The 24,572-nt window shown below is 65.5% G+C and carries 24 protein-coding genes; 10 read left to right on the top strand and 14 right to left on the bottom strand.

Features of this window, described 5'->3' with window-relative positions; translation table 11 throughout:
- Window positions 1-5: 5 nt before the first annotated feature.
- On the bottom strand, window positions 6-644 hold the full coding sequence (locus K940_RS0123505; RefSeq protein ID WP_231390500.1) for a DedA family protein: 639 nt from the start codon (window positions 642-644) through the stop codon (window positions 6-8).
- 311 nt (window positions 645-955) lie between these two features.
- Between K940_RS0123505 and fbaA the strand changes: the two genes are divergently transcribed.
- Window positions 956-1,990, top strand: coding sequence for a class II fructose-bisphosphate aldolase (fbaA, locus tag K940_RS0123500; protein ID WP_028479477.1), 1,035 nt, complete (start codon window positions 956-958; stop codon window positions 1,988-1,990).
- Window positions 1,991-2,295: 305 nt separating this feature from the next.
- The gene (locus K940_RS0123495; protein ID WP_028479476.1) at window positions 2,296-3,756 is read left to right on the top strand and encodes a DUF4185 domain-containing protein; all 1,461 of its coding nucleotides are present in this window, start codon (window positions 2,296-2,298) and stop codon (window positions 3,754-3,756) included.
- An 11-nt stretch (window positions 3,757-3,767) separates the two neighbouring features.
- On the opposite strand, the gene K940_RS0123490 is transcribed toward K940_RS0123495, so the two are convergent.
- Both K940_RS0123490 and K940_RS31995 read right to left on the bottom strand, forming a co-directional pair.
- A complete protein-coding gene (locus tag K940_RS0123490) occupies window positions 3,768-4,832 on the bottom strand; it encodes a fused (3R)-hydroxyacyl-ACP dehydratase subunits HadA/HadB (RefSeq protein ID WP_051407487.1) in 1,065 nt (354 codons plus the stop codon).
- A 68-nt stretch (window positions 4,833-4,900) separates the two neighbouring features.
- Window positions 4,901-5,563, bottom strand: coding sequence for a hypothetical protein (locus K940_RS31995; protein ID WP_155981084.1), 663 nt, complete (start codon window positions 5,561-5,563; stop codon window positions 4,901-4,903).
- A 772-nt stretch (window positions 5,564-6,335) separates the two neighbouring features.
- Here K940_RS31995 and K940_RS0123480 point away from each other — a divergent pair.
- Complete coding sequence (locus tag K940_RS0123480) at window positions 6,336-6,779, top strand: DUF3151 domain-containing protein (protein ID WP_028479473.1); 444 nt, start codon at window positions 6,336-6,338, stop codon at window positions 6,777-6,779.
- 4 nt (window positions 6,780-6,783) lie between these two features.
- Window positions 6,784-7,932, top strand: coding sequence for an aromatic acid exporter family protein (locus K940_RS0123475; protein WP_028479472.1), 1,149 nt, complete (start codon window positions 6,784-6,786; stop codon window positions 7,930-7,932).
- A gap of 36 nt (window positions 7,933-7,968) precedes the next feature.
- On the opposite strand, the gene K940_RS0123470 is transcribed toward K940_RS0123475, so the two are convergent.
- Window positions 7,969-8,751: a site-2 protease family protein gene (locus K940_RS0123470; RefSeq protein ID WP_028479471.1), complete on the bottom strand. Its 783-nt coding sequence runs from the start codon at window positions 8,749-8,751 to the stop codon at window positions 7,969-7,971.
- Window positions 8,748-9,407: a hypothetical protein gene (locus K940_RS0123465; RefSeq protein WP_231390491.1), complete on the bottom strand. Its 660-nt coding sequence runs from the start codon at window positions 9,405-9,407 to the stop codon at window positions 8,748-8,750. Before K940_RS0123465 ends, K940_RS0123470 begins: the two co-directional genes overlap by 4 nt.
- Window positions 9,408-9,698: 291 nt before the next feature.
- On the opposite strand from K940_RS0123465, the gene K940_RS0123460 reads away from it, so the two are divergent.
- Window positions 9,699-10,988, top strand: coding sequence for an adenylosuccinate synthase (locus tag K940_RS0123460; RefSeq protein WP_028479469.1), 1,290 nt, complete (start codon window positions 9,699-9,701; stop codon window positions 10,986-10,988).
- 135 nt (window positions 10,989-11,123) lie between these two features.
- Here K940_RS0123460 and K940_RS0123455 read toward each other — a convergent pair whose 3' ends face one another.
- From K940_RS0123455 to K940_RS0123445, 3 genes are all read right to left on the bottom strand, one after another.
- Window positions 11,124-11,693, bottom strand: a complete 570-nt coding sequence (locus K940_RS0123455) for a hypothetical protein (protein ID WP_231390490.1) — start codon at window positions 11,691-11,693, stop codon at window positions 11,124-11,126.
- A gap of 191 nt (window positions 11,694-11,884) precedes the next feature.
- Window positions 11,885-12,049, bottom strand: coding sequence for a hypothetical protein (locus tag K940_RS32695; protein WP_155981083.1), 165 nt, complete (start codon window positions 12,047-12,049; stop codon window positions 11,885-11,887).
- 44 nt (window positions 12,050-12,093) lie between these two features.
- A complete protein-coding gene (locus K940_RS0123445; RefSeq protein ID WP_028479467.1) occupies window positions 12,094-12,396 on the bottom strand; it encodes a hypothetical protein in 303 nt (100 codons plus the stop codon).
- 375 nt (window positions 12,397-12,771) lie between these two features.
- Between K940_RS0123445 and K940_RS0123440 the strand changes: the two genes are divergently transcribed.
- Window positions 12,772-14,070: a helix-turn-helix domain-containing protein gene (locus K940_RS0123440; protein WP_196812344.1), complete on the top strand. Its 1,299-nt coding sequence runs from the start codon at window positions 12,772-12,774 to the stop codon at window positions 14,068-14,070.
- Here K940_RS0123440 and K940_RS0123435 read toward each other — a convergent pair.
- A complete protein-coding gene (locus K940_RS0123435; protein WP_028479465.1) occupies window positions 14,067-14,375 on the bottom strand; it encodes a putative quinol monooxygenase in 309 nt (102 codons plus the stop codon). The two genes, K940_RS0123440 and K940_RS0123435, sit on opposite strands and share 4 nt — an antisense overlap.
- A 270-nt stretch (window positions 14,376-14,645) precedes the next feature.
- Between K940_RS0123435 and K940_RS0123425 the strand changes: the two genes are divergently transcribed.
- Complete coding sequence (locus tag K940_RS0123425) at window positions 14,646-17,249, top strand: LuxR family transcriptional regulator (protein WP_028479464.1); 2,604 nt, start codon at window positions 14,646-14,648, stop codon at window positions 17,247-17,249.
- A gap of 7 nt (window positions 17,250-17,256) precedes the next feature.
- On the top strand, window positions 17,257-17,550 hold the full coding sequence (locus tag K940_RS0123420; RefSeq protein ID WP_155981082.1) for a hypothetical protein: 294 nt from the start codon (window positions 17,257-17,259) through the stop codon (window positions 17,548-17,550).
- Window positions 17,551-17,639: 89 nt separating this feature from the next.
- Here the strand turns inward: K940_RS0123420 and K940_RS30075 are convergent, their stop codons facing one another.
- The gene (locus K940_RS30075; RefSeq protein WP_051407484.1) at window positions 17,640-18,656 is read right to left on the bottom strand and encodes a hypothetical protein; all 1,017 of its coding nucleotides are present in this window, start codon (window positions 18,654-18,656) and stop codon (window positions 17,640-17,642) included.
- Window positions 18,657-18,917: 261 nt separating this feature from the next.
- A complete protein-coding gene (locus tag K940_RS0123410) occupies window positions 18,918-19,460 on the bottom strand; it encodes a methylated-DNA--[protein]-cysteine S-methyltransferase (protein ID WP_028479462.1) in 543 nt (180 codons plus the stop codon).
- Between the two features lie 200 nt (window positions 19,461-19,660).
- Between K940_RS0123410 and K940_RS0123405 the strand changes: the two genes are divergently transcribed.
- A complete protein-coding gene (locus K940_RS0123405; RefSeq protein ID WP_028479461.1) occupies window positions 19,661-21,148 on the top strand; it encodes a PLP-dependent aminotransferase family protein in 1,488 nt (495 codons plus the stop codon).
- Between the two features lie 36 nt (window positions 21,149-21,184).
- Here K940_RS0123405 and K940_RS0123400 read toward each other — a convergent pair whose 3' ends face one another.
- Window positions 21,185-22,282 (bottom strand): CaiB/BaiF CoA-transferase family protein, encoded by a 1,098-nt coding sequence (locus tag K940_RS0123400; RefSeq protein ID WP_028479460.1) that lies wholly within the window; start codon window positions 22,280-22,282, stop codon window positions 21,185-21,187.
- Window positions 22,283-22,466: 184 nt separating this feature from the next.
- On the opposite strand from K940_RS0123400, the gene K940_RS0123395 reads away from it, so the two are divergent.
- Window positions 22,467-22,919: an RpiB/LacA/LacB family sugar-phosphate isomerase gene (locus tag K940_RS0123395; protein ID WP_028479459.1), complete on the top strand. Its 453-nt coding sequence runs from the start codon at window positions 22,467-22,469 to the stop codon at window positions 22,917-22,919.
- A 14-nt stretch (window positions 22,920-22,933) separates the two neighbouring features.
- Here K940_RS0123395 and K940_RS0123390 read toward each other — a convergent pair whose 3' ends face one another.
- Window positions 22,934-24,148: an O-succinylhomoserine sulfhydrylase gene (locus K940_RS0123390; protein ID WP_028479458.1), complete on the bottom strand. Its 1,215-nt coding sequence runs from the start codon at window positions 24,146-24,148 to the stop codon at window positions 22,934-22,936.
- Window positions 24,145-24,561: a rhodanese-like domain-containing protein gene (locus K940_RS0123385; RefSeq protein ID WP_028479457.1), complete on the bottom strand. Its 417-nt coding sequence runs from the start codon at window positions 24,559-24,561 to the stop codon at window positions 24,145-24,147. The genes K940_RS0123390 and K940_RS0123385 overlap by 4 nt, the downstream gene beginning before the upstream one ends.
- Between the last annotated feature and the right edge of the window lie 11 nt (window positions 24,562-24,572).

Below are 24,572 nucleotides of genomic sequence, written 5' to 3'. Positions count from 1 at the left end.
CCGGCTCAGCGGGTGGTCTCGCTCGATGCGGTCAGCGCCTCGTCGGGCGCGCGATTGTTGAGCAGCTTCTTCGCCACCGCGGTGATACCGGGCAGGATCGACACGAACACGATGAGCAGGAAGATCGCCTCGATGTGGTCCCTGATGAACGCGATATTGCCCAGGAAGTACCCGAGCACCGTGACGCCGCCGCCCCAGAGCAGCGCGCCGACGATGTCGAAGGTGACGAACCGGCGATAGTTCATCACCGACGCACCGGCCAGCACGGGCATGAAGGTGCGCACGATCGGAACGAAACGGGCGAGAACGACCGTCTTCGGCCCGTGCTTCTCGAAGAATGCGTGGGTTTGCGTAACGTAGCGTTTCTTGAAGAATCGACTGTCTTCCTTCTGGAAGAGGGCAGGCCCGATCGTTCGGCCGATCCAATACGCGCACTGGTCGCCGGCGAAAGCGACCACGATGGTGGCGGGTACCAGCACCCAAATGGACACCGGGGGATTCTCGAGGGCTGCCAGCAGACCGCCGGTGAACAGCAGTGAGTCCCCCGGCAGGATGGGGAACAGCAAACCGGTCTCGATGAAGACGATCACCAGGATGCTCGGCAGCACTGCGTCCTTGAGCCAAGTTTCGGTGAGCAGGTGCATGGGATCGAGAAGCTCGGTTAGTGCGAGGTTGCTCGTCACCGATTCTGTGGCTGCCTGCAGAATCACGTGTTCTCCTGGTCCGAGATGGCTGGCTCGGGTCGCTCGCCACCGCATAGGGAAGTCGCCAGCAAAATTACCGGCCCCATCGTAGCGGCTCGTCTGGAGAATGCCGGCATCGTGAAGAAAGCTACTCTCCGGTCAACCACGTATTCCGTCCCTGCATACCAGGCGAAACATCGCTGCCTTAGGGTAAGGCTGACAGACTAGGTACCAGCGCCACCATACTGCTGCAACGACACGGAGGTCCTACTGTGCCCATCGCGACTCCGGAGGTCTATGCCGAGATGCTCGGTCGGGCCAAAGCCAATTCTTTCGCCTTCCCGGCTATCAACTGCACATCGTCGGAGACGATCAATGCGGCCATCAAAGGCTTCGCCGACGCGGGTAGCGACGGAATCATCCAGTTCTCCACCGGTGGAGCCGAATTCGGCTCCGGCCAGGGCGTGAAGGACATGGTCGCCGGCGCGGTCGCGCTGGCGGAGTTCGCGCACGTGATCGCTGCCCGGTACGACGTGACCATTGCGCTGCACACCGACCATTGCCCGAAGGACAAGCTGGACAGCTTTGTTCGCCCGTTGATCGCGATTTCTCAGGAGCGGGTCGACGCCGGCCGCAACCCGCTGTTCCAGTCACATATGTGGGACGGCTCGGCGATTCCGATCGGCGAGAACCTCGAGATCGCGAAAGAGTTGTTGAAGGCCGCTCGGGCAGCCGACATCATTCTCGAGGTCGAGATCGGCGTGGTGGGCGGCGAGGAGGACGGCGTCGAAGCCGAAATCAACGAAAAGCTCTACACCTCGGCGGAGGATTTCGAGCGGACCATCGGCGCGCTCGGCGCGGGCGAGAACGGCAAGTACCTGCTCGCGGCGACATTCGGCAACGTACACGGGGTGTACAAGCCGGGCAATGTGGTGCTGCGGCCGGAGATCCTGGCCGAGGGCCAGCGCGTCGCCGCGGCCACGCTGGGTCTGTCCGCGGACGCGCAACCGTTCGACTTCGTCTTCCACGGCGGTTCCGGTTCGCTGAAGTCCGAGATCGAGGACTCGTTGCGCTACGGGGTGGTGAAGATGAACGTCGACACCGACACCCAATATGCGTTCACTCGGCCGGTCGCCGGCCATATGTTCACCAACTACGACGGGGTGCTGAAGATCGACGGTGAGGTGGGCAACAAGAAGACCTACGATCCGCGCAGCTACTTGAAGAGGGCCGAGTTGTCGATGGCCGCGCGAGTCGTGGAAGCCTGCAACGATCTGAAGTCTGCCGGCCGCTCGGTGAGCGCCTGAACCGACCGAGCTCATCTGAGCAACCCCGGCTGTGCTGGGGACGACCGTTGTGGTGCAGCGCCGCACATCCGTCGCTGCACCACGGTGGTCCGACGGCGGGTGCAACTGTGGCGCTGCCGGTGGGAAGGACTGCGCAGAGCCGGTGTGGCACAACAGATCACTCGGCGCCGCAGTCGCGGTCGCGTAAGTTTGCTGCTCGACCAGTTGCGCGAATCCAGCCGATCGCGCGAGTCGGACGGGGTAGGGTCGGTCGCTGATTCGTGTCCGCAAGGTTCGTGTCCGCAAAGGATTTCGAGAGGGTGGCGATGGGCATGCGAATATCGGCCGCGGCGAGCGCCGCGGTTGTCGGCGCGGGAATGCTCGTCTGCGGCGATCGACACGTCGCGACTGCGGAACCGCTTCACCACCCGATCGGGGTCGGCCCGTGCGCCAGCGACCCCATGCCGACGCACGAACCCCTCGTACCCGAGACCCTCGAGGTGCCCGTACCGTATCCGGTGGTCACTGTGCTGCCACCGCCGCCGCCGGAGCCTGCACCCCAGCGGATTCGGATGCAGTTGCCATCGGACCCGTGTGCGGACCCCTGTCCGGATCTGACCGACCTTCCGGATGGCTCCTCGAATCCCGCAGCGCTGCTGCGTATTCCGCAGGTCCTGTTGAGTCCTCAGCCGTTCTACTTTGCGATTCCCGGACCCGGCCCGCAACCGGCCCCGACACCACCGCCCGAGCCGGTGCAGCCGCCCGTCGAGATCGCTGGAAAGTCGCCTCGGCCGCCCGCGCCGCGCCTGAGTCCGGCTCGGGAAGTGGCGAAGCTGACCGGCGCGAACTCGGTGAACCGCACCGACAAGCGGTGGCAAGTGTATGGCACGGATCTGGGCATCATGTGGGAGAGTGCACCGGGGGAAGTCGCCGCCGCGTTCGGCGACACCGTCGGTCGCGAGTTCCACCCCCCGGGCGCGATGGGGCTGGACTGGCGCAGCAACGTACTGGCGTTCAGTTCCGATCGCGACCTTGCCGATGGGATGACCTTCGATCGGATGGTGACCGATTCTCGGTGTCACGCCGCCGAAGTGCTCTCCAGCCGCAAGCTCGACAATGTGGAGGTCACCACCATTCCCACCTCGGGATTCGCATTGGATGGGCGGCAGTACATGAGTTACATGTCCATTCGGACCTGGAACAGTGTTCCCGGAACGTTTTTCACCAACTACGGCGGGATCGCCTACTCCGATGACCACGGCGAGACCTGGACCAAGGACCCGCACGCCCGCTGGGACAACATTTTCGGGCTCGCGAATTTCCAAGTGAGTGCGATGGTTCCACACGAGGGTCACGTCTATATGTTCGGTACGCCCAGTACCCGCCTCGGCGCGGTGGGCTTGGCCCGCGTTCCGCAGGACCAGATACTCAACACCACCGCCTACCAGTACTGGCAGGATGGGATGTGGACACCCGTGGGGGGCTCCGCGTCGGCCACACCGATCGTGAACGCTCCTGTCGGCGAGTTGTCGGTGCGCTACGACGCCGCCCGAAAAACCTGGCAGATGAGCTACCTCGAGACCAGCAAGGCCGCGATCGTGGTCCGCGAGGCGCGCTCACCCCAGGGTGAGTGGTCCGAGAGCACACCCACGGTGACCGTGCTGGACTACCCCGAGTTGTACGGGGGGTTCATCCACCCGTGGTCATCCGGGCGAGACTTCTACTTCACCATCTCGACCTGGAGCGACTACAACGTCTACCTGATGCGCTCGACGCGTGCCGAATGATCCGGCCCGTACTAGCGCAGCCGGACTTCGGCCAACGCGCGACCGAACACCTTGCGTCCCGCCGAGGTACCGCCGAGCACGATCGTCGCGGTGCGCGTAGCGGGATCCAGTGACTTGATGCGACCGGTGAATTCCACGGTGCTCGCGACGTCGGCGGCCACCGGAACGAGTCCGGCGAAGCGTGCGCTGAATTTCCGGACGGCGGTGGGATCACCCAGCCACGAGCTGAGGTAGCCGCCTGCCAGCCCCATGGTCAGCATGCCGTGTGCGACCACTGTCGGCAGCCCGACCAGCTGTGCGGCGTAGTCGCTGAAGTGGATCGGGTTGGCGTCACCCGAGACGCCGGCGTAGTTGGCCAGGTCGCCCCGAGCCAGCCGGAACCGCCCGCCGGGCAACTGGTCGCCGAGTGTCAGCTCGTCGAAGGTGGGCAGTGTGTGTACCGTCGCGATGTCCGCTTCGTTCGGCTCGGCCAACGGACCGACGCCGAGCGGAGCCAGCGTGCGGTTGTGGGCGTGCTCGCCCGTCTCCGAGGCCACGGCAGCCGGCAGCCCCTGCATCATGATGTTGTCGATCACGGTGGTCAGATCGACGTCGGCGGCTGCGTTGCGCCGCGCGATCGTGGTCGACCCGACCATCGCGATATCGCCGTGCTGGTTGCTCAGCGCGAAGCGGACCACGAGAAAGTCGTTGTCACCGAATCGACGGATCGACTCGATGGCGATCTCGCTACGGATCTGGTCGCCGGCCGCAATGGGGCGATAGATCTCGAAGACCTGGTCGGTTTGTAGCACCTGCGACAGGTCGTAGTCGGTGAGCACGGTGTCGAACAAGGTGGTGATCGCGCTCGCCCCGATCACCGACGCAAACGTCGGCGGCGCGATGATCCTGGAGTGGCCGAGTGCGCCGGCGGCATCGTCTCGGTGATGTGCGGGGTGGTGGTTCTGCACCGCACGTGCGAACTCGCGGATCTTCTCGCGGCCGACCTCGTAGTGATCGCGTACCCGGAAACGGTGTCCGGCCAGCGACGCCGGACTCGAATCGGTCTCCGGTCGTGCCATTGTCTGTTCCGTGCTCATGGTCCGGGCCATGTTACTGGCGAGTTAGACCATTGACCACTATGTGTGAGCTGCGCTACATTTAGCGGCTATTGTGTCCCGGAGGGTGGGTCGCAGACTTTCCATCCGTCGTCGGTGCGCTGCAGGTCGAAGGTCCGTGCCGACCGATTTGCCGGATCGGCTTCGGTGTATACCGTGGCCTGCGTGATCGCGGTGTCTTCGGTGATTCGGATGGCATCGATGCTGTCGATCACCGGAATGTCCTGTCGCTCCACCGACAGCTGATGCACGCCGTCGAATTGTTCGATCGGTATGTCTCGGTAGAACTGGTGCAATGAACCACAGGTGGTCTGCTGAAGTACGGCCAGATCACCGGCGGCCAACGCATCGGTATAGGTGGTGATGGCGGCGCGCACCTGGGCCGGCGGCGAGTTGTCGTCCCTGAACGCCACGAACGCCAGGACCACCGCCGCCAGCGCGACGACCAGGCCGATCGCCGCGCCCATTACCAACCGAGTGGGTCTCTTCCGGGACGAAACCTCAGCGGCTGCGCCGCCGGCGGGCTGTGCCGGCGCAGGGATGCGCTGTGGTTGTGCGACCGTGCGCGGCGGGACCGGGCGACGACCGGCCGTCGCCGGTACGGACATGGTCGGCTGGGTGTCCGCGGGAGAGGGGGCAGGAGGGGGGAGCCGCCGTGCCGTCCCGGCCGTCGGGTTGGTCTGCCCGGTCTGCTGGCCGCGGTGTATCGGCATGGTCGGATCGTTCGGTCCGGGCCCCCGGGAGGGGGGAAACGGCGCATCTGCGGACGGCGCACTCGGCGTGGGGCCCGCCGAGGTTGTCGGAGGCATACGGTTGCCGCTTGCTCGGTCGCTACCGGTTGGACGCTGCCCGGGGGCCGGGCCGGGCCGGGCGTCGTCGACGCCGACCCGCGGAATGGCAACGGTTGCGGCATCCGAACTCGCCGGGTTGGGCACGTTCGACGGGAGGGAGGCTTCCGGCGACGGTTCGGTGGACCTGCTCGGGGTGTCGGACCGGCGCATCACGACGGTCGCGGCGGTCGGTGGACTCGGATCGCTGTGGGGGATCGGCCTGGTTTCGGCCTCGGTATTCGCCGGCTGGTCGGGATCGCTCGGCGTGGACGCCTCCGGTGTGCTCGAGGTGGTCGTGCCCGAATTCGGCTCACCCGGGCGCTTGTCCGGTCGATCTGCTGCTGCGGTTGTGGCATTCGGTGTGTCGACCTGCGGTACGTCGCCAGCGGCGCGCTTCTCCTCGTTGTCGGCGCTCCCCCTCTCGGGGGCTGCATCCCCGCCGGGCGTCGCATTGTCGCGGGAGGTCGGGGCGTCCTTTCCGGGTCTTGTGTTCTCGGGCTCGTGCGATCGGGCCGAGTCGGCCGGCCCGACGTCGTCATGCGCCGGATTCTTCCCATTGTTGGAGTCGGACACGCACACCCCTCGCTCGAGTGGAACAGTTGGAACCGAAGGCCAGCCTATCGACCAAATCGTCCCGCAGTGCACAATGAACCGCATGACCTCGTTCGGTGACCTGCTCGGACCGCAACCGGTACTGCTGCCGGAAATTTCCGATGTCGAGGATTTGCTGCTCGACAGCGCCGATCCCGTACGGGCCGCGGCCGATCACCCCGCCGCCTCGATCGCCTGGGCACACCTCGCCGAGGCGGCGCTGGCTCGTGGTGAAGCCCTGCCCGAGCCGGTGAACCACGATGTGGTCGCCGCGTATGCCTTCGCCCGCACCGGCTACCACCGCGGCCTCGATCTGCTGCGTCGCAATGGTTGGAAGGGTTTCGGTCCGGTGCCGTGGAGTCACGAGCCCAATCGAGGTTTTCTGCGGTGTGTCGGTGTGCTGGCCCGAGCGGCCAAAGCAATCGGCGAGACCGACGAGTACGCGCGGTGCCTGGATCTGCTGGAGGACTGCGACCCGCGCGCGGCTGCCGAGCTCGGCATCGAATGAATAGGTGATCGACCCGGTTTCCCGCGTCGATGCCGCCCGCGCCAATAGCGTGGCCCGGCTACGTACCTCATGGTTACGGCTGCGCCGATCGGCGTTGCCGATCCTGCAGTGCGCCGTCGCCGCCGCACTGGCGTGGTTCCTCGCTCACCATGTTTTGGGTCACGAGCTGCCGTTCTTCGCGCCAACAGCTGCCGTGGTGTCGATCGGCATCTCGTTCGGCGCTCGGTTGCGGCGCTCGGTCGAGCTGGTTGTGGGCGTCGCGGTCGGGATCGGTATAGGCGGCGTGTTCATCTCCTATGCCGGCACGGGTGTTTGGCAGATCGCGTTGGTGGTCGCGGTCGCGATGTCCGCGGCGGTGTTCCTGGACGGTGGCTCGATCATCGCCATGCAATCAGCCGGTTCCGCGGTGCTGGTTGCGACGTTGCTACCGCCTTCGGCCGGCAGCGGCTCGTCACGAGTCCTCGATGCCTTGGTCGGTGGGCTGGTCGGAGTGGTGGTGGTCGCCGCGATCCCGCTGCATCCAGTGCGTCGGGCCAGGGCACTGGCCGCGGACATTCTCGGCGTCATGGGCACGTCACTGGCCGAGTGCGCCGACGGGCTGCTCGCACAGGACCCGGACAAGATACGCCGCGCGCTCACCGCGGTTCGCGCTACGCAACCGCAGATCGATTCGTTGCAGTCCACCCTGGAAGGCGGTCGCGAGATAAGCCGAATCTCGCCGCTGTATTGGAACTCGCGCGCACGCCTCGACCGCGTCCGGGCCACAGCGCCTCCGCTGGACAACGCGGTTCGCAATACGCGGGTCCTGCTGCGCCGTTCATTGACCTTGGTCCGTGACGACGAAGTGCTACATCCGGGAGTGATCGACGAGGTGGAGCGCCTGGGCCAAGCGGTGGACGTCGTGCGGCGGATGATGCTCGCCGACCCCGGCGAGCAGCCCGACCAGGCCGAAGCCGCGCGCGTACTGCGTTCGGTCGCCAGACGAGCCCGTCCGGAACTGGTTGCGGGCGCTGGGCTTTCGACGCACGTGGTATTCGCCCAGATCCGTTCGATACTGGTCGATCTGATGCAGGTGTGTGGTGTGCAGCGAATCTCCGCGATCGCTTTGCTGCCCCCGACGGTGCAGCACCCATACGTAACACCCCAAGTGTGAGTGGATCGCGGCGAGTCGGTGGCCTCGGACCGGAATTCAGGTCCAGAATCGAGTCGAGTAGCCGCCGTAGCGCGACCAGTTCGACGGGACCCCGGACAGTTCGAACAGTGTGTACACCACATCGAAGAACAGTTGATTGATCGCAGGGGTGAAGATCAACGCGAACAGAATCAGGATTCCGAACGGCTTGAATTGATCGAGCGAGCGGCGGGTCGCATAGCTCAACGACGGCTCGACGATCCCGTATCCGTCCAGTCCCGGCAGCGGCAGCAGATTCAACAGGGTTGCCGTGATCTGCAGGAACGCAAGAAAACTCACACCGAACCAGAACGCCGGATGGGCATCGGCGCTGCCTTGGAACCGAACGATCGCCAGCAGCACCACCGCCCACAGCGCGTTCACGGCCGGTCCGGCGGCACTGATCATCCGTTGCGTGCGCGGCGCCACGTTGTGGGTATGCACGTAGACCGCACCACCTGGCAGGCCGATGCCGCCCAGGGCGATGAACACCATCGGCAGGACGATCGAGAGCAGTGGATGGCTGTACTTCAGCGGGTTCAAGGTCAGATAGCCGCGCAACTCGACTTCCCGATCGCCCGCACGCCATGCGGTGAACGCATGCGCGAACTCGTGCAGACACAATGTGACGACCCACCCGAATACCACGAAGACGAAAACGCCTACCTTGGCCCTGATCGAGTCCAGGGGCGCATCCCAGGCCAGCGCGCCGCCCAGCGCAGTGATGGCGATCACGGCGAGGAATACCGGGCTCGGTCGTACGGCGCGACGCCTGCCCTCGAGCGGGAACGGTGAACTCATCGCACCAGCAGCCAGGGTTCGTGGTGACGATAGAAGCTCGAGCGTGGCACCGGGCGGTCGGCGCGGACGCCGTCTCTGGTCACAATCGCCCCTGGGGTGCCGAGTTGGGCTGCCCGCCCTCGAAGCCAGGGTCGTTGGCGAAGCCCCTTCCGCACGCTCGCGCGCACCCCGGGAAGGTCCAGGGTCGGTGAGATGATCATGACCGTGACTTTTCCGGAGAACAGTTGGGCGTCGTCGACATAGGCCTCGCCGGTCAGTTTTTCCTCGCCGACGCCGGTGATCATCGCTCGGCCGACGAGTACCTTGCCGAGGTCGTCGCGAATCAGCGGTGTCGGCTCCGCGCGGCCTTCGAGGGCGCGTCGAGCCGCGGTGTTACCGGTGCCGGTCTGGTAGCCGCGGGAAGCATAGGTTTTCTCGACCGGGACATAGCCGATCTCCACGTGCAATTGCTCGGTGCGCATCAGGTGGGTGAGTACCGCGGCCAGTGCCGCATCCTCGCCCAGCACGATCAGCCGCGGTAGGTTGTCGACCGCCAGGACGGGGAGCAGTTGGTCGATGTCTGCCGATTCGGGAACGGCGGCCGTCTGGGTGGTCGGCAGCGCCGAGAGTGCCAGCGGTACGGGTGCGTGCTCGCAGCGGAGAACATGGATACTCAAGCCGCCGTACACCTTCCTCGGTTCGAGCCGATGACATCGGTCTCGGGCCGCATCTGTGCGAGCCCGATCCGGCTCACCTGTCCACGCCGTGCTCCTGCTCGGTGTGCCGTGCAACCATAGTCCCAGGGTGCATTCGTCCTGGCGTGACCGCACGGGTGTCGAGCTCACGTCGTGATCCGATCCGCCCCTGCTTCGAACGCGTCGGCTACACTGTGCCTCCGGCCACCGCCTCAGTACGGCAGGTAGCTGCAACACGCCTGTGTTGCCTGTCGAACCGTAGGAGACACGACCATGCCGGCAATCGTCCTGATCGGCGCCCAATGGGGCGACGAGGGAAAGGGTAAAGCAACCGATCTGCTCGGTGGTCGGGTGCAGTGGGTGGTCCGCTACCAGGGTGGCAACAACGCAGGCCACACCGTGGTGCTGCCCAACGGCGACAATTTCGCGCTGCATCTGATTCCGTCGGGGATCCTCACCCCGGGGGTGAGGAACGTGATCGGCAATGGCGTCGTGATCGATCCCGGCGTGTTGCTCGCGGAGTTGGCCGGCCTGGAAGAGCGTGCCGTGGATACCTCCGGCCTGTTCCTGTCCGCCGATGCGCACCTGATCATGCCCTACCACGTGGCCATCGACAAAGTCACCGAACGCTTCCTCGGCAGCAAGAAGATCGGTACCACCGGCCGTGGTATCGGTCCGTGTTATCAGGACAAGGTCGCCCGTGTGGGCGTGCGCGTTGCCGATGTGCTCGATGAGAAGATCCTCACGCAGAAGGTCGAGGCCGCGCTGGAATTCAAGAACCAGGTGCTGGTCAAGATCTACAACCGGCGAGCACTGGACCCGCATCAGGTGGTCGATGAAATCCTCACCCAAGCCGACAGCTTCAAGCACCGCATCGCCGACACTCGGCTGCAGCTGAATCTGGCGTTGGAGCGAGACGAGACCGTCTTGCTGGAGGGCTCTCAGGGCACCCTGCTGGACGTGGACCACGGCACATATCCGTATGTCACCTCGTCGAACCCGACCGCGGGCGGTGCGGCGGTCGGCGCGGGGATCGGACCCAACAAGATCACCGCGGTGCTCGGCATTCTCAAGAGCTACACCACCCGTGTGGGCTCCGGTCCGTTTCCGACCGAACTGTTCGACGAGTCCGGCGCCTACCTGGCCAAGGCCGGCGGCGAGGTGGGCGTCACCACCGGCCGGGCTCGCCGCTGCGGTTGGTTCGACGCGGTGATCGCCCGGTATGCCACGCGGGTCAACGGCATCACCGACTTTTTCCTCACCAAACTCGATGTTCTCTCCGGTCTGGAGACGGTGCCGATCTGTGTCGCCTACGAAATCGATGGCGAACGGGTCGAACAGATGCCGACCACACAGACCGAATTCCACCACGCGAAGCCGATTTACGAATATTTGCCGGGCTGGTGGGAAGACATCTCCGATGTTCGGACCTACGAACAATTGCCGGCGCATGCTCGCGATTACGTGTCGCGTCTGGAGGAGCTGTCCGGTGCCCGTGTTTCCTGCATCGGTGTCGGACCCGGCCGGGACCAGACGATCGTCCGACACGATGTCCTGGGTTAGCCGTGCTGCTTGCCATCGGCTGCTCGGCAGACCGGATCGCTCTGAGCGCGCACAAGACCGACGCGGCGGTATCGGCGGCGTTCGCAGATTCTGTCCGTGGCCGGACACCCTGCCCGGTCAGCGCGGCGGCTGATGTCAGCTGTTGCGCCGGTAGGCCAGGATCGCACCGAGCGCGCCACCGTAGAGCAGGTGCTCGCCTACGAAGGTCGGGTAGCCGACCATGTCGGCCATGTCGCGGATGGGGTCACCGCCATCGAAGAGCGCTGCTGCAAGCGGTAGTCCGATCCAGGTGCTGATGGCGAAAACGACCAGACCCCATCCCAGGCCGGCAGCGAGTACGGCTGCTGCGTGCATGCGCGCGACGCGGGCGCCGACACCGAAGAGAGCTCCGTAGCCGGCGCCGACCGCCATGTGGATGACCACGCCGAGCGCAGCGGGGCCGAAGGAGAAGAAGAAGCTGTCGCCTGCCCCTGCCTGCTGCATCGAATTCATCATCGTGTCCGGAGCGATGAAGGTGGACGCGATGTGGTACAGCGGGGTGAAGAAGCCCGTGTCTTGGTAGGTGGCTGCGGCGATCATGGCGTAGATGGCCATCACCAGGGATGCGGCAGTGCCGGCGAGTGCGCCCCATCCTGCGGCGAAACCGATCGCACGGCCGGCGCCGGTACTCGGGCTGGACGAACTGCTGGAAGCGGATGTGGTCATTGCCGATTCCTCTCTAGAGAGCCGGTGGTGTCACTCCTGGCAGCCAACACGGTCGGCATCATCGGGCACAGCAGAATGTCAGCCTGCTGACAGGATCGGGCGCCGAACTGCCACGGCCACAGTGCTTCTCTGCTCGCGCAGTGGGGGGATCATGCGGCCCGATCATCCCGATACCTCTGTCAGGAAAGAGCTCAGATGACCTCTGCCCGCGGTAATTCCATTTCGTGAACCATGACGCGGCAGCCCGATGACAACGCTCGCTCGAGATGCAGGCCGCTGAATGCGAAACCACATGCCCGATAGAGGTGCAGCGCGGGTCTGTTGTCGATCAGGACCCGCAATCGGGGCATTGTCACCGCATGATTGTCCGCGGGTGCGTCACAGTCGAACACCCCGGTCGCTACCTGGTATATGTGTGCCGCGGCCGCACAGTAATCACATCGGCAAGCGTGACAAGCTCGGCTGGCACGGTTGGGCCGAAATGCCACACACTAGGTACGATCACAGCGGCTGCGTTGGCCGCCCACACGGCATTCATCAATTTCGCGATCGGAGCATTGGTACCCGCCTCGAACACAATGGTCTTGGCCAGGTCGTATCTGAGTCTACTTGCGAGGCTGCGGATCTGAATTTCATCCCAGTTCTGAGATATGCCGGAGACATCACGGCGTATGTAGCCGATAGCGACCTGCTTCGATGTCAAGTCTTCCCCTTCACTTGAGTGATCACACCTATCGCCTCGCGACGGCCCGAGGACACGCAAGCGTTTCGTTCTCATAGTGGCGTGCATCAGCACTGGCGAAAACCGTTTGTTTCTTGCGCGCACCACGCGGAAACTGCCTTGTTTCAGTCCCTCCACGGCCGAGTTCGGCCGCGATCCGGGTCTTGATTTCGGAGACTGTCAGGCCGTGCTCATGTCTGGTGGGGCCGGGAGATGCGGCTACGACCAGGAATAGGACCAACGCGGTGAGAACCAAAGAGACGAAAATTTCCATGGCAGATGCCTCCAGCTGCACGGGTGTGGAGTACACCCGACGTCGGAATGACGGCCACTCGGCGTCGGGGCGTGGATTCAACCATGACCTTCTTCTCAGATGTGAAGTACGAAAGTTTTTCGTACTCTTGTCACTGCGGGCTCGGCACAGCGTTCAATGAAACGGTGGTGACCATGATCGGAGATCGCGCGGCAGTAGCGGCCAGAGTGGCGGAGGCTCGGAGGCTGGCGGGCCTGACACAAAAGCAACTCGCTGAGAAGGCGTGTGTGTCGACTGCGCTGGTGAGCGCTGTTGAGCAACGGCGGGCGCCGGCGACGCCTGCGTTCTTGGGTGCGGTATCCAGAGCATTGCGGTTGTCGGTAACCGACTTGACCGGGCAACCGTATACGCCTGTGCCTGGTCCGGATACCGAGGTACATTCTGCGATTGCTGTGCTGCGCACCGAACTGGCCGCCTACGATATCGACAGCGCGGCCGTGGTCGAACCCCGACCGCTGGCGAGGCTGGGCACCGATGTAGACAAGGTGTGCATCTGGCGTCGTGCCGCAAGTTTTCACAAGCTTGGCCAACGCCTGCCCGACCTCCTCAGTGAAGTGCGCGCTGCGGCCCACCGTGCGACCGGCGCTGACCGGATCCGCGCCCTGGTGATGTTGTGCGAGCTGTACTACTCGGCCCATTCACTCGCACACAAGCTCGGCTATGCGGACCTGGCCGCCGTAGCTGTCGACAGGATCGCATGGGCCGCTACAGAGGCCGACAATCCCCTGTGGAAGGCGACGGCACAGTTTCAGAGGGCGGCGCAACTAACTTCCGGAGGCGACTGGACGACCGCGCTCAGCTTCCTCGAACGGTGCCGAAGCGAGATTGCGCCGCGACTCGGACTCGGTCACCGCGACGACCTGATTGCGTGGGGCGGATTGCACTTGCAGTCCGGTCTCGCTGCTTCGCGATCCGGCCGCGGGACCCTCGCCGACGAACACCTTGCAGAAGCCCGGGCCAGTGCGGAGCGTCTCGGAGACGATAGCGATCATGTGCTCAGCTTTGGTCCGACGAATGTCGGCATTTGGTCGGTAGCGCTCGCTGTCGAAGCGATGGACGCAACGGAGGCACTGAACCGCGCACGCGCCCTGGTGATCCCCGCTGATGCGCCCAAGGAGCGCGCAGGCCACCACTACATCGACCTGTCACGCGCCTACCTGTTCCATGGGGACCGACGCCGGGCGTTCGACGCGCTACAGACCGCGAAGTCGATCGCCCCAGTACAGACCCGCTACCACCCGATGGTGCACGAGACCGTCCGTGCGTTGGCCCGCGCCGAGGCTCGCATGGTCGACAGTGTCCATGGGTTCGCCATGTGGTGCGGAATCGCTCAGCGCCTCTAGTCGGGAAGGCCCTTTGCCGGGCCGTCGCCGAGGAACTCCACCCGAAACGATTCGACGTACTCGGTGCGACGGTCGAGGAAGGCACGGATATGCGGTTGTCGCTCGTGCTCGCCAAAAGCTTCGCGGTCGGCGTAGACCTCATAGAAGATTCGCGACAGCGGCTCATCGTCGACGGTGTGTGTTGAATAGACCAGCGTGCCGGGCTCGTGCTCGGCAATCTGCCGGACGGTGTCGGCGACAAGCGTGTCGAACGAGTCGGCGGCGTCCTCGTCGAACAGGTCGAACTTCACCACGAGAGCGAACATGGCACGACCGTAGCAGTGGCTGGACAGATCTGGACCCCATACATCATCAGCGCCGACAACCAGGCGCGTTGATACTTCCAGTACCTCAGCGGTGTTCGGTCGGTCCGATAGAGCTCATTCCTTCCGGAAGGGTGGCACAGCGACCGAGTGGTCGGTGTCGCGTCGGGTCGCTGTCTATCGAAACGGTATTCGTGGCCTCTCTGCGCAGCCGTGCGTTGTCTCGGTCTCGCTCGGCTTCGATCATGATCGGTGAAGATCTACAGTACGAACATGGCTCGGAACTGGCCGATGATCGAGCGGGGAAGCGAATTCGAAGCGATTCGTGCGACTTTGGCCGGGTCGGAGCATGTCGGAGTGGTTCTGACCGGTGACGCGGGAGTGGGCAAGACCACCCTGGCTCGGCACGCCACCGGCGCGCTGGGCGGCAATGTTCGGTGGGTGTCGGGCACCGAGTCGGCGCGTAGTATCCCGCTCGGGGTGTTCGCGCACATGGTCGGTGTCTACACCGCGCACGACCCGGTGACGTTCATGTCGGCGGCACGCGAGTCGCTGCTCGCCGATGGCGACACGGTGATCGGCGTGGACGACGCCCACCTGCTCGATCAACTGTCGGCGACGCTCCTGCTGCAGCTGGCCATCGACAAAGCGGCACGCATCGTAGTCACCGTGCGCAGTGGAGTCCCGACGCCGGACGCGGTCACCTCGCTGTGGAAGGACGGACATCTGACACGCGTCGATCTGCGCCCGTTCACACAGCATCAAAGCGTCGAGTTGGTGGAGTCGATGCTCGGCGGCCAACTCGAGGGGTTCACCGCGAACCTGATGTGGGAGTCCTCCGCCGGAAACGCGCTGTTCCTACGGCATTTGGTCGAGGGTGCTCTGGAGGCGGGCACGTTGCGTCCGGTCAATGGGGTGTGGCAGTTGCGCGGGCGCGCGGCGGTGACCTCGGAGCTGGCCGCGTTGTTGGAGGACCGGGTCGAGCAGCTGCCCGATCCGGTGCTGCGGGTGCTGGAACTGTTGACCTTCTGTGAGCCCATCGATCTGGACGTGCTCGCGCAGTTGGTGGGCGAGCACGCAGTGGAGTCCGCCGAAGCGCGCACCGTGATCCGAGTGGTCGAGAGTGCGCACGAGGTGTCGGTGCGCTACACCCACCCCTTGTTCGGCGAGGTGATTCGGCGCCGGCTCGGTATCGCGTCCGCGCGGCGGCTGCGGGGGCAGCTGTATTCCTCGCTGAAAGAACGTCCGATCAACTCTGCTGCCGACCGCATTCGGTTGGCCGAATTGGCCTTGGACAGTGACAAGTCCGCGGATCTGGAATTGTTCGAGGCGGCAGCCGCCGACGCGATCGGGTTGGCGAATCTGCCGCTGGGTGAACGGTTCGCCCGCGCCGCGGTCGAGCGCGGCGGCGGTGTGGAAGCCGCCGATCTGCTGGCCCGTGCCCTGCTGTGGCAGGGCCACCGAATCGAGGCGGAACGCACGCTGGCCAGTTTCGACCCCGACCAACTCGACGAGGTGCAACTCGCCCGCTGGGGCAGCACCCGGGTCGCGAATCTGTTGTGGGCCATGGGTGATGCCGATCGCGCCGATCAGGTGCTGGCGCTGGTACAGGCGAAGGTGCGCCATCCAACGATCTCGGTCATCCTCACCGGGCTGGCCTCGGCGACCGCGGTCAATGAGAATCGCCTCGACGATGCGATCGCTGCGGCAGATACGGTCATGTCCACGGCCGGCGCGCCGGCATGGGCGGTGTGGTGGGCTTCGTTCGGCGGCGGCCTTGCCTCGGCATTGACCGGCAGAGCCGAGGCGGCCCGAGCCTATGCGGCCCGCGGCCACGAGGTGGAACACCATATCGACGGACTGAATCGTTTCATGTCCACCCATGCCGAGGTGCTGGCGCTGACCTTCACCGGCGAACTGGAGGCCGCGCGGCAGTGCGCCGGCGCATACTTCGGCTACTCGTCGCCCGGCCAATATCTGGCCTGGGGGATGTCGAAAATCCTGCAAGGCACGGTGGACGTCGCGCAGGGACGGTTCCTCGACGGCATCGAGAATCTGGAGCAGGCGCTGGCCGCATTGGCTGCCGAAGGGGCCGCCGCCTGGATGTACCCTGCGAGAATTCGCCTGGCCGAGGCATACTCGGCGCTCGGGCGCGCCAGCGCTGCTGCCGAGTCGATCGCGCACGCCACAGCCAGGGGAGGCAGGCACAGTGCGGTGTACGAGCCCCAGCTGGACATCGCCCGCGCTTGGGCGGCGGCCGCAGAAGGCGCCACCATCCCCGCCGTCCAGCTCGCGATCGATGCCGCCGCCGCCGCGTCCGACGCACATCAGCACGCAATCGAGGCCATGGCGCTGCATACCGCGGCTCGCTTCGGCGAGCAGTCCGTGGCCGAACGATTGGCCGATCTCGCCGCTCGGGTGGACGGGCGATTGGTACAAGCCCAGGCACGACACGCAGCGGCGCTGGCTGCTCGTGACGGCCCCGGACTCGATTCCGTCGTGGCGGAATTCGAGCGCATCGGTGCAGTGCTCTCGGCCGCCGATGCCGCGGCCCAAGCCGCGGTGGCCTATGAGCGGGCCGGGGATCGACGTCGACTGGTGGAGTCCGCCGCGGTCGCCAACCGGCTGGCCGCGATCTGCGGCGGCGCGAGCACCCCGGCTCTGCGGCAGGCCGCCCAACCGTTGCCGTTGACCGTCCGCGAACGCGAGATCGCGAACCTGGTTGCCGCAGGATTGTCCAATCGGCAGATCGCCGACCGGCTCACCGTTTCGGTGCGCACTGTGGAGGGGCATCTCTACCGCGCGTGTAGCAAGATGGATGTCACCGATCGCGAGGCTCTCGCGGCGGTGATGCGGGGCGAATCCAGAAACAGGTGAGGTGCTCATGCGATCGACCATGATGCTGTGCGCACTGGTGGCTGGAATAGCGTTCGTCGGGGGGTGCTCGGGCGGCCAATCGGAGCCGGCCGACAGCTCGACGCTGCCCACGACCCCGGCTGTGGCGGCAGTGACACCGGCGAACTCGGAGACTCCGGCCCAACGCAATGTCAGGGTCCGGCAGACCTTGATCGAACTCGGATGTTCGTCGAACGCGTGTATCCAAACGTATTTCGGCTGTGCCGACGGCTATATCACCGGGGACGCGTGCCAGTTCTACCGTGAGCATCCGATCGACTGAGCCCGGGGGCGTCGGTACGGCTGCAGCAGCCCTGCCGATACGGGCTGCGGCCGATGTTTCCGGCGAGTCCCGGTCGTGAGTCGCCGAGATCAGGCCGCCAAGACGGTCCGCGTGCGCTCGTTGTAGTCCGCGACCAGAGGATGTGAGCCGAAGGACAAGATGCGCCTGCGAACGTCGCGCACGGCGTCGACCGAACGCGAGGACTCGACCTTGCCCGACAGGTCGAGGGTTCGAATCCCCGCTGCGTAGGCAGCCTCCAGGTCACGATTGTGGACGTGGGTCGCCGCGAGGGCCGCGTGGGAGAGTGCGCCGCGGCGGGCACGGTTCTGAGCGCGAGCATGGGCGATCGACCGGCGGGCATGGGGCTGCGCGTCGGCCGGCTGCCCGATATCCCGAAAGGCATTGGCCCATTCACCGCAGATATAGGCCTCATCGATGAACCGCGCCCATTCCGGCTCTCGATCCGATCGGATGTCGGTGAAGGCGCGTTCCGCCTCGTTGACCGCCCGGGCGGTACCGGTCTTGTCGCCGATCGTCGCCAGAGCACGAGCTTCGAGAGTCCACAGGTCCGCCAGGCACGCGGGAGAACTCGCACGCATGAGGCCCTGTCGCCCGGCCTGCGCGAGCCGCCGCCCTTCCTCTGGGTGGCCGAGCAAGGTCGCTTGGTCGGCCATCCCCGCGAGAACATGGGCGCCGAGTGCATGGTCGTGAGACTCCTGCGCCAAACGAAGGGCCTGGATCAGATACCGTTGCGCTGTGCCGTGTTCGCCGTTGTCGAATGCCATCCATCCGAGCAAGTAGGTCTGCTCGGCCGCGGCACTGCACAGTGCCCTGTGTGTGTCGACAGCATGGGCACCACGAAGAAGTGGATAGACGTGCTCGTTCATATAGGCGGCCAAGATCAGCCGACCAGACCCGCCGCCGTGAAAGACATCCATCTGCTGGAAATGCGAGAACATGTTCTTCACAGAGGCGACGTCTTCGAGCCGCACCCGCTGCCCAGGGGCGGGTAGCTGGTCGAGGGTGGCGAGTAGCCGATCCCGTGAAGGTTCGATTGCTGCCGTCAGTGCGAAAGGTGCAGTGGTGAGGAATGTGCGTCGGTCCACGTCGGCTCTTCCCACGTCGGTTACTGCCTCGGTCGTACGACGCAACCCCTCGTGAACTTACTCGCTGCTGGTGGCGGCTTCCAGAATCGAACCTGGTCCGGCGCAGGGTCGTCGGGCGCGTCGAGCAACGATCGCAGATCGGGGGTCGCTGGTGACCGAACGAGAAACCGGTGTAGGGCTTCTGGACCGGCTGGCTGCCGCACTGCGCGACATGCCATAGGACCGGCTGGGCGCACTCGGTGGTTCGGTCGGTCCTGCGGGTCAGAACAGTGTCGGTTCGCCGAAGCCCGACGTGCGCTCGATGGCCAACAGTCGCTGTTTGGTGTCGATGCCGCCGGGGGCGGAGAAACCGTGGAGCGCGTGATCGGCGGCGAGGACGCGATGGCACGGAATGACCAGCGGGATCGGATTGCGGCCCAGTGCCTGTCCGACTGCTCGGGCGGCCCCGGGTGCACCGACGCGGTCGGCGACTTGACCGTAGCTGAGGGTGTGCCCCGGGTCGATGGCGCGGGTCGCCGCGAAGACGGCGCGCTGAAACCGTGCTACATGATCGATGTCCACCGGAATCCAGCGCAGGTCGTCGAGTTCGCCTGCGATATGGGCGCGGATGCCCGCAATGGCCTTCGCGATGACGCCCGCAGGCTTCTGTTCGGTGAGCTGCTGGTGTCGGTGATCTCCCGTGCAGACGCGGGTGAGCCGGGCACGGGTGGCGGCCGGGTCGGCCTCGGGAAGCTGAAACACGATCACGGCCGCACCGCGCCACGCGATCGCACACCAGCCGATCGCGGTTTCGAACGACGTCATCGCGGCATGGGCGGGCGCGGGCGCATGGTCTGCCGTGCGCGTCGCCTCGGGAGTGGCGAGAGAATCGGAAACCGCCGAGGCGAGTCGAGAGGAATCGCTCATGCACCAAGTCTGCTCCGCGCGACCGACACGGTCGTAATGGTCGACCACTGTTCGAAATTGGCCTTGTCTATCCATACCACTCGCTCGATACTGGCTTCATGGCGATGCGAGTGATCGGCGCGGGGAGCCTTGCCCGCGACCTGGGCGGGTGGCGGCACCACGATGGCCAACAATCCGCTGGAGGGCGGTCGGTGCGTCCGGCGTATCAGGCCCTCGCCGAAGGTATTCGATTGCTGATTCACGACGGGCGCGCGCCGTTGGGCGTCGCTCTACCCAGTGAACGCGACCTTGCCGCTGTACTCGAAGTCAGTCGTACCACGATCACCTCTGCCTATGCATTGTTGCGCGAGCACGGGTATCTGATCAGCCGACAAGGCTCCCGCAGCACCGTGGCGCTGCCCCGTGACGTGCACTACGACGGCAGGCCGGCCAGAAGCATGCTGCCGATGCCGGTCGCACCCGAGCTGTCCACCGTGGACATGACCTATGCCGCCATGGCCGCGCCCCCGCAGATGCACGATGCCTACTCCGCTGCGCTGGAAGGGATCAGATCCTATCTCGATACCCACGGCATGGACCCGGTCGGTGTGCTCGTGCTCCGGGCGGCGATCGCCCGCCGCTACACCGCACGGGGCCTACCCACCGAACCGAGCCAGATCCTGGTCACCCTCGGCGCGCAGCACGGCATGCGCCTGTTGTTGAACGCTCTGGTCACACCGGCCGCGAGCGTGCTCATCGATCATCCGACCTACCCACACGCCATCGAAGCGATTCGTGACGCCGGCGCTCGTCCGGTGCCGGTACCGTTGCGGCCCGAGGACCCGGCACGTGGTTGGGATCTCGACGGAATTCGCAGCGCTGCCCGACAAACCGCGGCCACCCTGGCCTACCTGGTGCCCGACTACAACAATCCGACCGGGTTGCTGCTGGATGCCGCGGGCCGCGCCGAACTGGCGGCCATCGCCCGAGATACCCGGATGACCATCGTGGTCGATGAATCCATGGTCGATCTCGGGCTCGGCGAGGACGATCCGCCGCCCCCGGTCGCGGCCTTCTCCCGGGGCGCCGACATCGTCACCATCGGCTCGGCGTCGAAGTCGTTCTGGGGCGGCCTGCGCGTCGGCTGGATCCGCACCAATCAACCCTTGATCACCAAACTGCTCAGCATTCGATCAGCGGTCGACCTGGGTACCCCGGTCATGGACCAGTTGGCCACCGTGCATCTGCTCGAGTTCGCCGACCAGATCCTGGTTCGCCGCCGGAATCAACTGCGTGCCCAGCGGGCTGCTCTGCTCGACGCGCTCGCCGAACAACTGCCCGACTGGCGCGTCGGGGTCGGTGCGGGAGGCATGTCGGTATGGGCGCGCTTGCCCGCACCGGTCTCCACGGCATTGGCCGCCACCGCGCCCAACCACGGCGTGTTGCTCGCGGCCGGCCCGCGATTCGGTGTGCAGGGGGCATTCGAACGCTTCGTGCGGCTGCCGTTCACCCACCCGGAATCCGACTTGCGGCTCGCGGTGAAGGCCATCGGATCTGCATACTCGGCGCTGTCGTCGCGCGCAGCCGAACCACTGACCTGCTACTGAGCAACGGCTTCCCGCCGCGGGCTTCGGCGGCTGGGTTCAATCGGCCCAGAGCGACTCGATGGGTGTCGCGGTGGTCGGCGGTGGCGAGGGGCTGGCGCTCGGTGTGCGGGAGAATCGCGGCGCCGGCGCATGCTGGGTGATGTCGTCCAACTCCAGCAGCGAGTCGCGGGCCACGAGGTGTTCGTTGTGCGTGGCCTCCTCGAACGTGAGCACTGGTGAGACGCAGGCGTCGGTGCCGGCGAACACCTCGGTCCACTCCGCGCGGGTTCTGCTGCCGAAGCGTTCGGCGAAGAGTTTTTTCAGGGTGTCTTGCCCCGCGGGGTCGAGTTGGTGGGGCAGGCCGTGTGGGTCGATCTCCAAGCCGGCGAGCAACTGCGCGTAGAACTGTGGTTCGATCGCGCCGACCGCCATGTATTTGCCGTCGGAGGTCTCGTAGGTGTCGTAGAACGACATCCCGGTGTCGAGCAGGTTCACTCCGCGTTCGTCCGACCAGGCGCCGGCACCGCGCAGACCCCAGATCAGATGCGACAGCGCAAGGGTGCCATCGACCATGGCCGCGTCGATCACTTGGCCCTTACCTGATGTTTGTCGTTCCACCAGGGCAGCGAGAATGCCGAACACCAGAAACATCGAGCCGCCGCCGAAATCACCGACCATGTTCAGCGGAGGGACGGGGCGTTCGCCTTTGCGGCCGATGGCGTGCAGCACACCGGTGAGGGAGATGTAGTTGATGTCGTGCCCGGCGCGGTCGGCCAGCGGCCCCGTCTGACCCCAGCCGGTCATCCGACCGTAGATGAGGCGGGGGTTGCGTGCGAGTACGTCGTCCGGTCCGAGGCCCATCCGTTCGGTGACTCCGGGACGGAAGCCTTCGATCAGTACGTCCGCGCGATCTGCCAGTCGCAGAACGCGCTCGATATCGGTCGGGTTCTTGAGATCCGCCTCGACGATGGTCCTGCCCCGCAGTTGTGCCCGGTCGAATCCGCCGGGCAGCTGGCCTGGCCGCTGTACCCGCACCACGTCGGCGCCCAGGTCGGCGAGCAGTAGCCCGGCATGTGGCCCCGGCCCGATCCCGGCCAGTTCGATGATCTTGATGCCCGCGAGCGGGCCGTGCTGGGAGGTGGAGGGAGTGCGCACGCCGTACCTCGGTTCGTCGTTGATCCAGCGCACCGGTGACCGGGCCGCCGGCCATTGCAGCAATGGGCGGAGCATTGAACGGCCTCCGGACGCGACCGGGAGGACTGTATTGACAGTATGACAATAACGTGGGGTGCGCGCATCGCAAGCCGTTCGGTCGTGCGCAGCCAGTTAGGCTGGAATCATGAGAATCTCGGTAGCAGCGGATATGCGCGCAGGCGTCGCCGAAGAACTCGTCGCGGCGCTGGCAGACCAGGGGTACGAGACGGTACTGCACGGCGCCTTGTCCACCGAGGAACGCGATGATTGGGCGTGGTCGAGCGAAGCGGCCGCACGGGACGTCGCCGAGGGCCGCACCGACCAAGCGATCGTCTGTTGTTGGACCGGAACCGGCGCCTCGATCGCAGCGAACAAGGTTACCGGCATCCGTGCCGCGCTCTGCGCCGATGCCGCAACCGCGGCAGGTGCGCGCACCTGGAACGATGCGAACGTCCTCGCCCTCAGTCTGCGCTCGACATCCAGTGCCGAGCTTCGCGAAATCCTGGACGCCTGGTTCACCACCACACCCAGTGCTGCGTCGGACGATCGAGCGAACATCGCCCACCTGACCGACATCGAAGACACGGGAAGCCGCTGACCCGCACCAGGTGATTACGCCAGCGCGTTGTCCAGGTCTGCAAGCAGGTCTTCGACGTCCTCGAGACCGACCGAGATGCGCACGACGCCGTCGGACAGACCGATGGTGGCCCGGCCCTCGGGGCCGAGGGCGCGATGAGTCGTGGTGGCCGGATGCGTGATCAGGGATTTGGCATCGCCGAGGTTGTTGGAGATGTCGATCACGCGCAGCCGGTTCAGGACTTCGAACGCGCGCCGCTTGGCCTCGTGTGCGGGCGCCTTCACTTCGAAGGTGACCACTGTGCCGCCGGCACTCATCTGACCGGTAGCCAGCTCGTGTTGTGGATGCGATTGCAGGAAGGGGTATCTCACCCAGCCGACCGCCGGATCGTCTTCCAAGAAGTGGGCGATCCGCAGAGCGGAGTCGGTCGAGTGGCGCACCCGCAGGGGCATCGTTTCCAGGCCTTTGAGCAGGGTCCAAGCGTTGAACGGGCTCAAGGCCGGGCCGGTATGACGCATCAGGGTTTTCACCGGTCCGCCGATGTAGTCCTCGGCGCCGAGAATAGCGCCGCCGAGTACGCGGCCTTGCCCGTCGATGTGCTTGGTCCCCGAGTAGACCACCACATCGGCCCCGAGCTCGAAGCCGCGTTGCAACAGTGGCGTGGCGAACACATTGTCCAACACCACTTTCGCGCCCGCCGCATGGGCCAGTTCGGCCACCCGGCGCACATCGACCAGCGTTTGCATGGGATTGGCAGGCGTCTCGAAGAACACCGCGGTGGTGGGCACCGACAGCGCACGCTCCCATTGGTCGAGGTCGTCACCGTCGACGAACACGGTCTCCACACCCCAGCGCGGCAGAATCTCGTTGCACACCACGAAACACGAGCCGAACAGGCTCCGCGCAGCGACGAGTCGATCGTTCGCGCCCAGGAGAGCACCCAACGCGGTGAATACCGCCGCCATGCCGCTCGCAGTTGCGAAACATGCCTCGGCGCCCTCGATGTGCCGCATCCGTTCCTCGAACATCGCGACCGTCGGATTGCCATAGCGCGAGTAGACGAAATGCTCGACGTCGCCGTTGAACGCGGCCTCGGCGGCTTCCGCGCTCTCGTAGACGAAACCGGAGGTGAGGTACATCGCCTCGGCCGTTTCCTCGAACCCGGAGCGGCGTAGTCCGCCTCGCACGCTCAGCGTTGCGGGACCGACACCGGCGGGCAGCGGCTTGTCGAACGAGCCGCCGGTGATCACGACTGCCGCCAGGGCAATCCGAGGCGCCGCCACCCGGCCCCGCCGCGATGACCGAATTCGTCCAGCGGTCCTTCGAAACCGTCCAGCACGTTGTAACAGGTGCGGTAGCCGGCCGAAGTCGCAGTGATCGCCGCTCCGCGGGAGCGCTGGCCGGAACGACACAAGAAGACGACCGGGGCGTCGGGGTCGTGGTCGCCGAGCGCGTGGGTCAACTGTTCGAGGAAGGTCTCGTTGCGCGCGCCGGCGGAGTCGGCCCACTCGACCAGCACGGTCGGTCGGCCGACCGAGCTGGTGTCGGGTACTCCGACGAACCTCCATTCGGCTTCGGTCCGTACGTCGACGAGCACCGCGTCGGAATGACTGTGCAATAGATCCCATGCCTGCTCGGGGGTGATGTCACCGGCGTAACTCATGCGCTCCTCCT

It is taken from the genome of Nocardia sp. CNY236 (assembly GCF_000482385.1).
Classification (GTDB): domain Bacteria; phylum Actinomycetota; class Actinomycetes; order Mycobacteriales; family Mycobacteriaceae; genus Nocardia.
The sequence above is the reverse complement of the archived record's forward strand: the minus strand, read 5'-3'. Positions and strand labels throughout refer to the sequence as shown.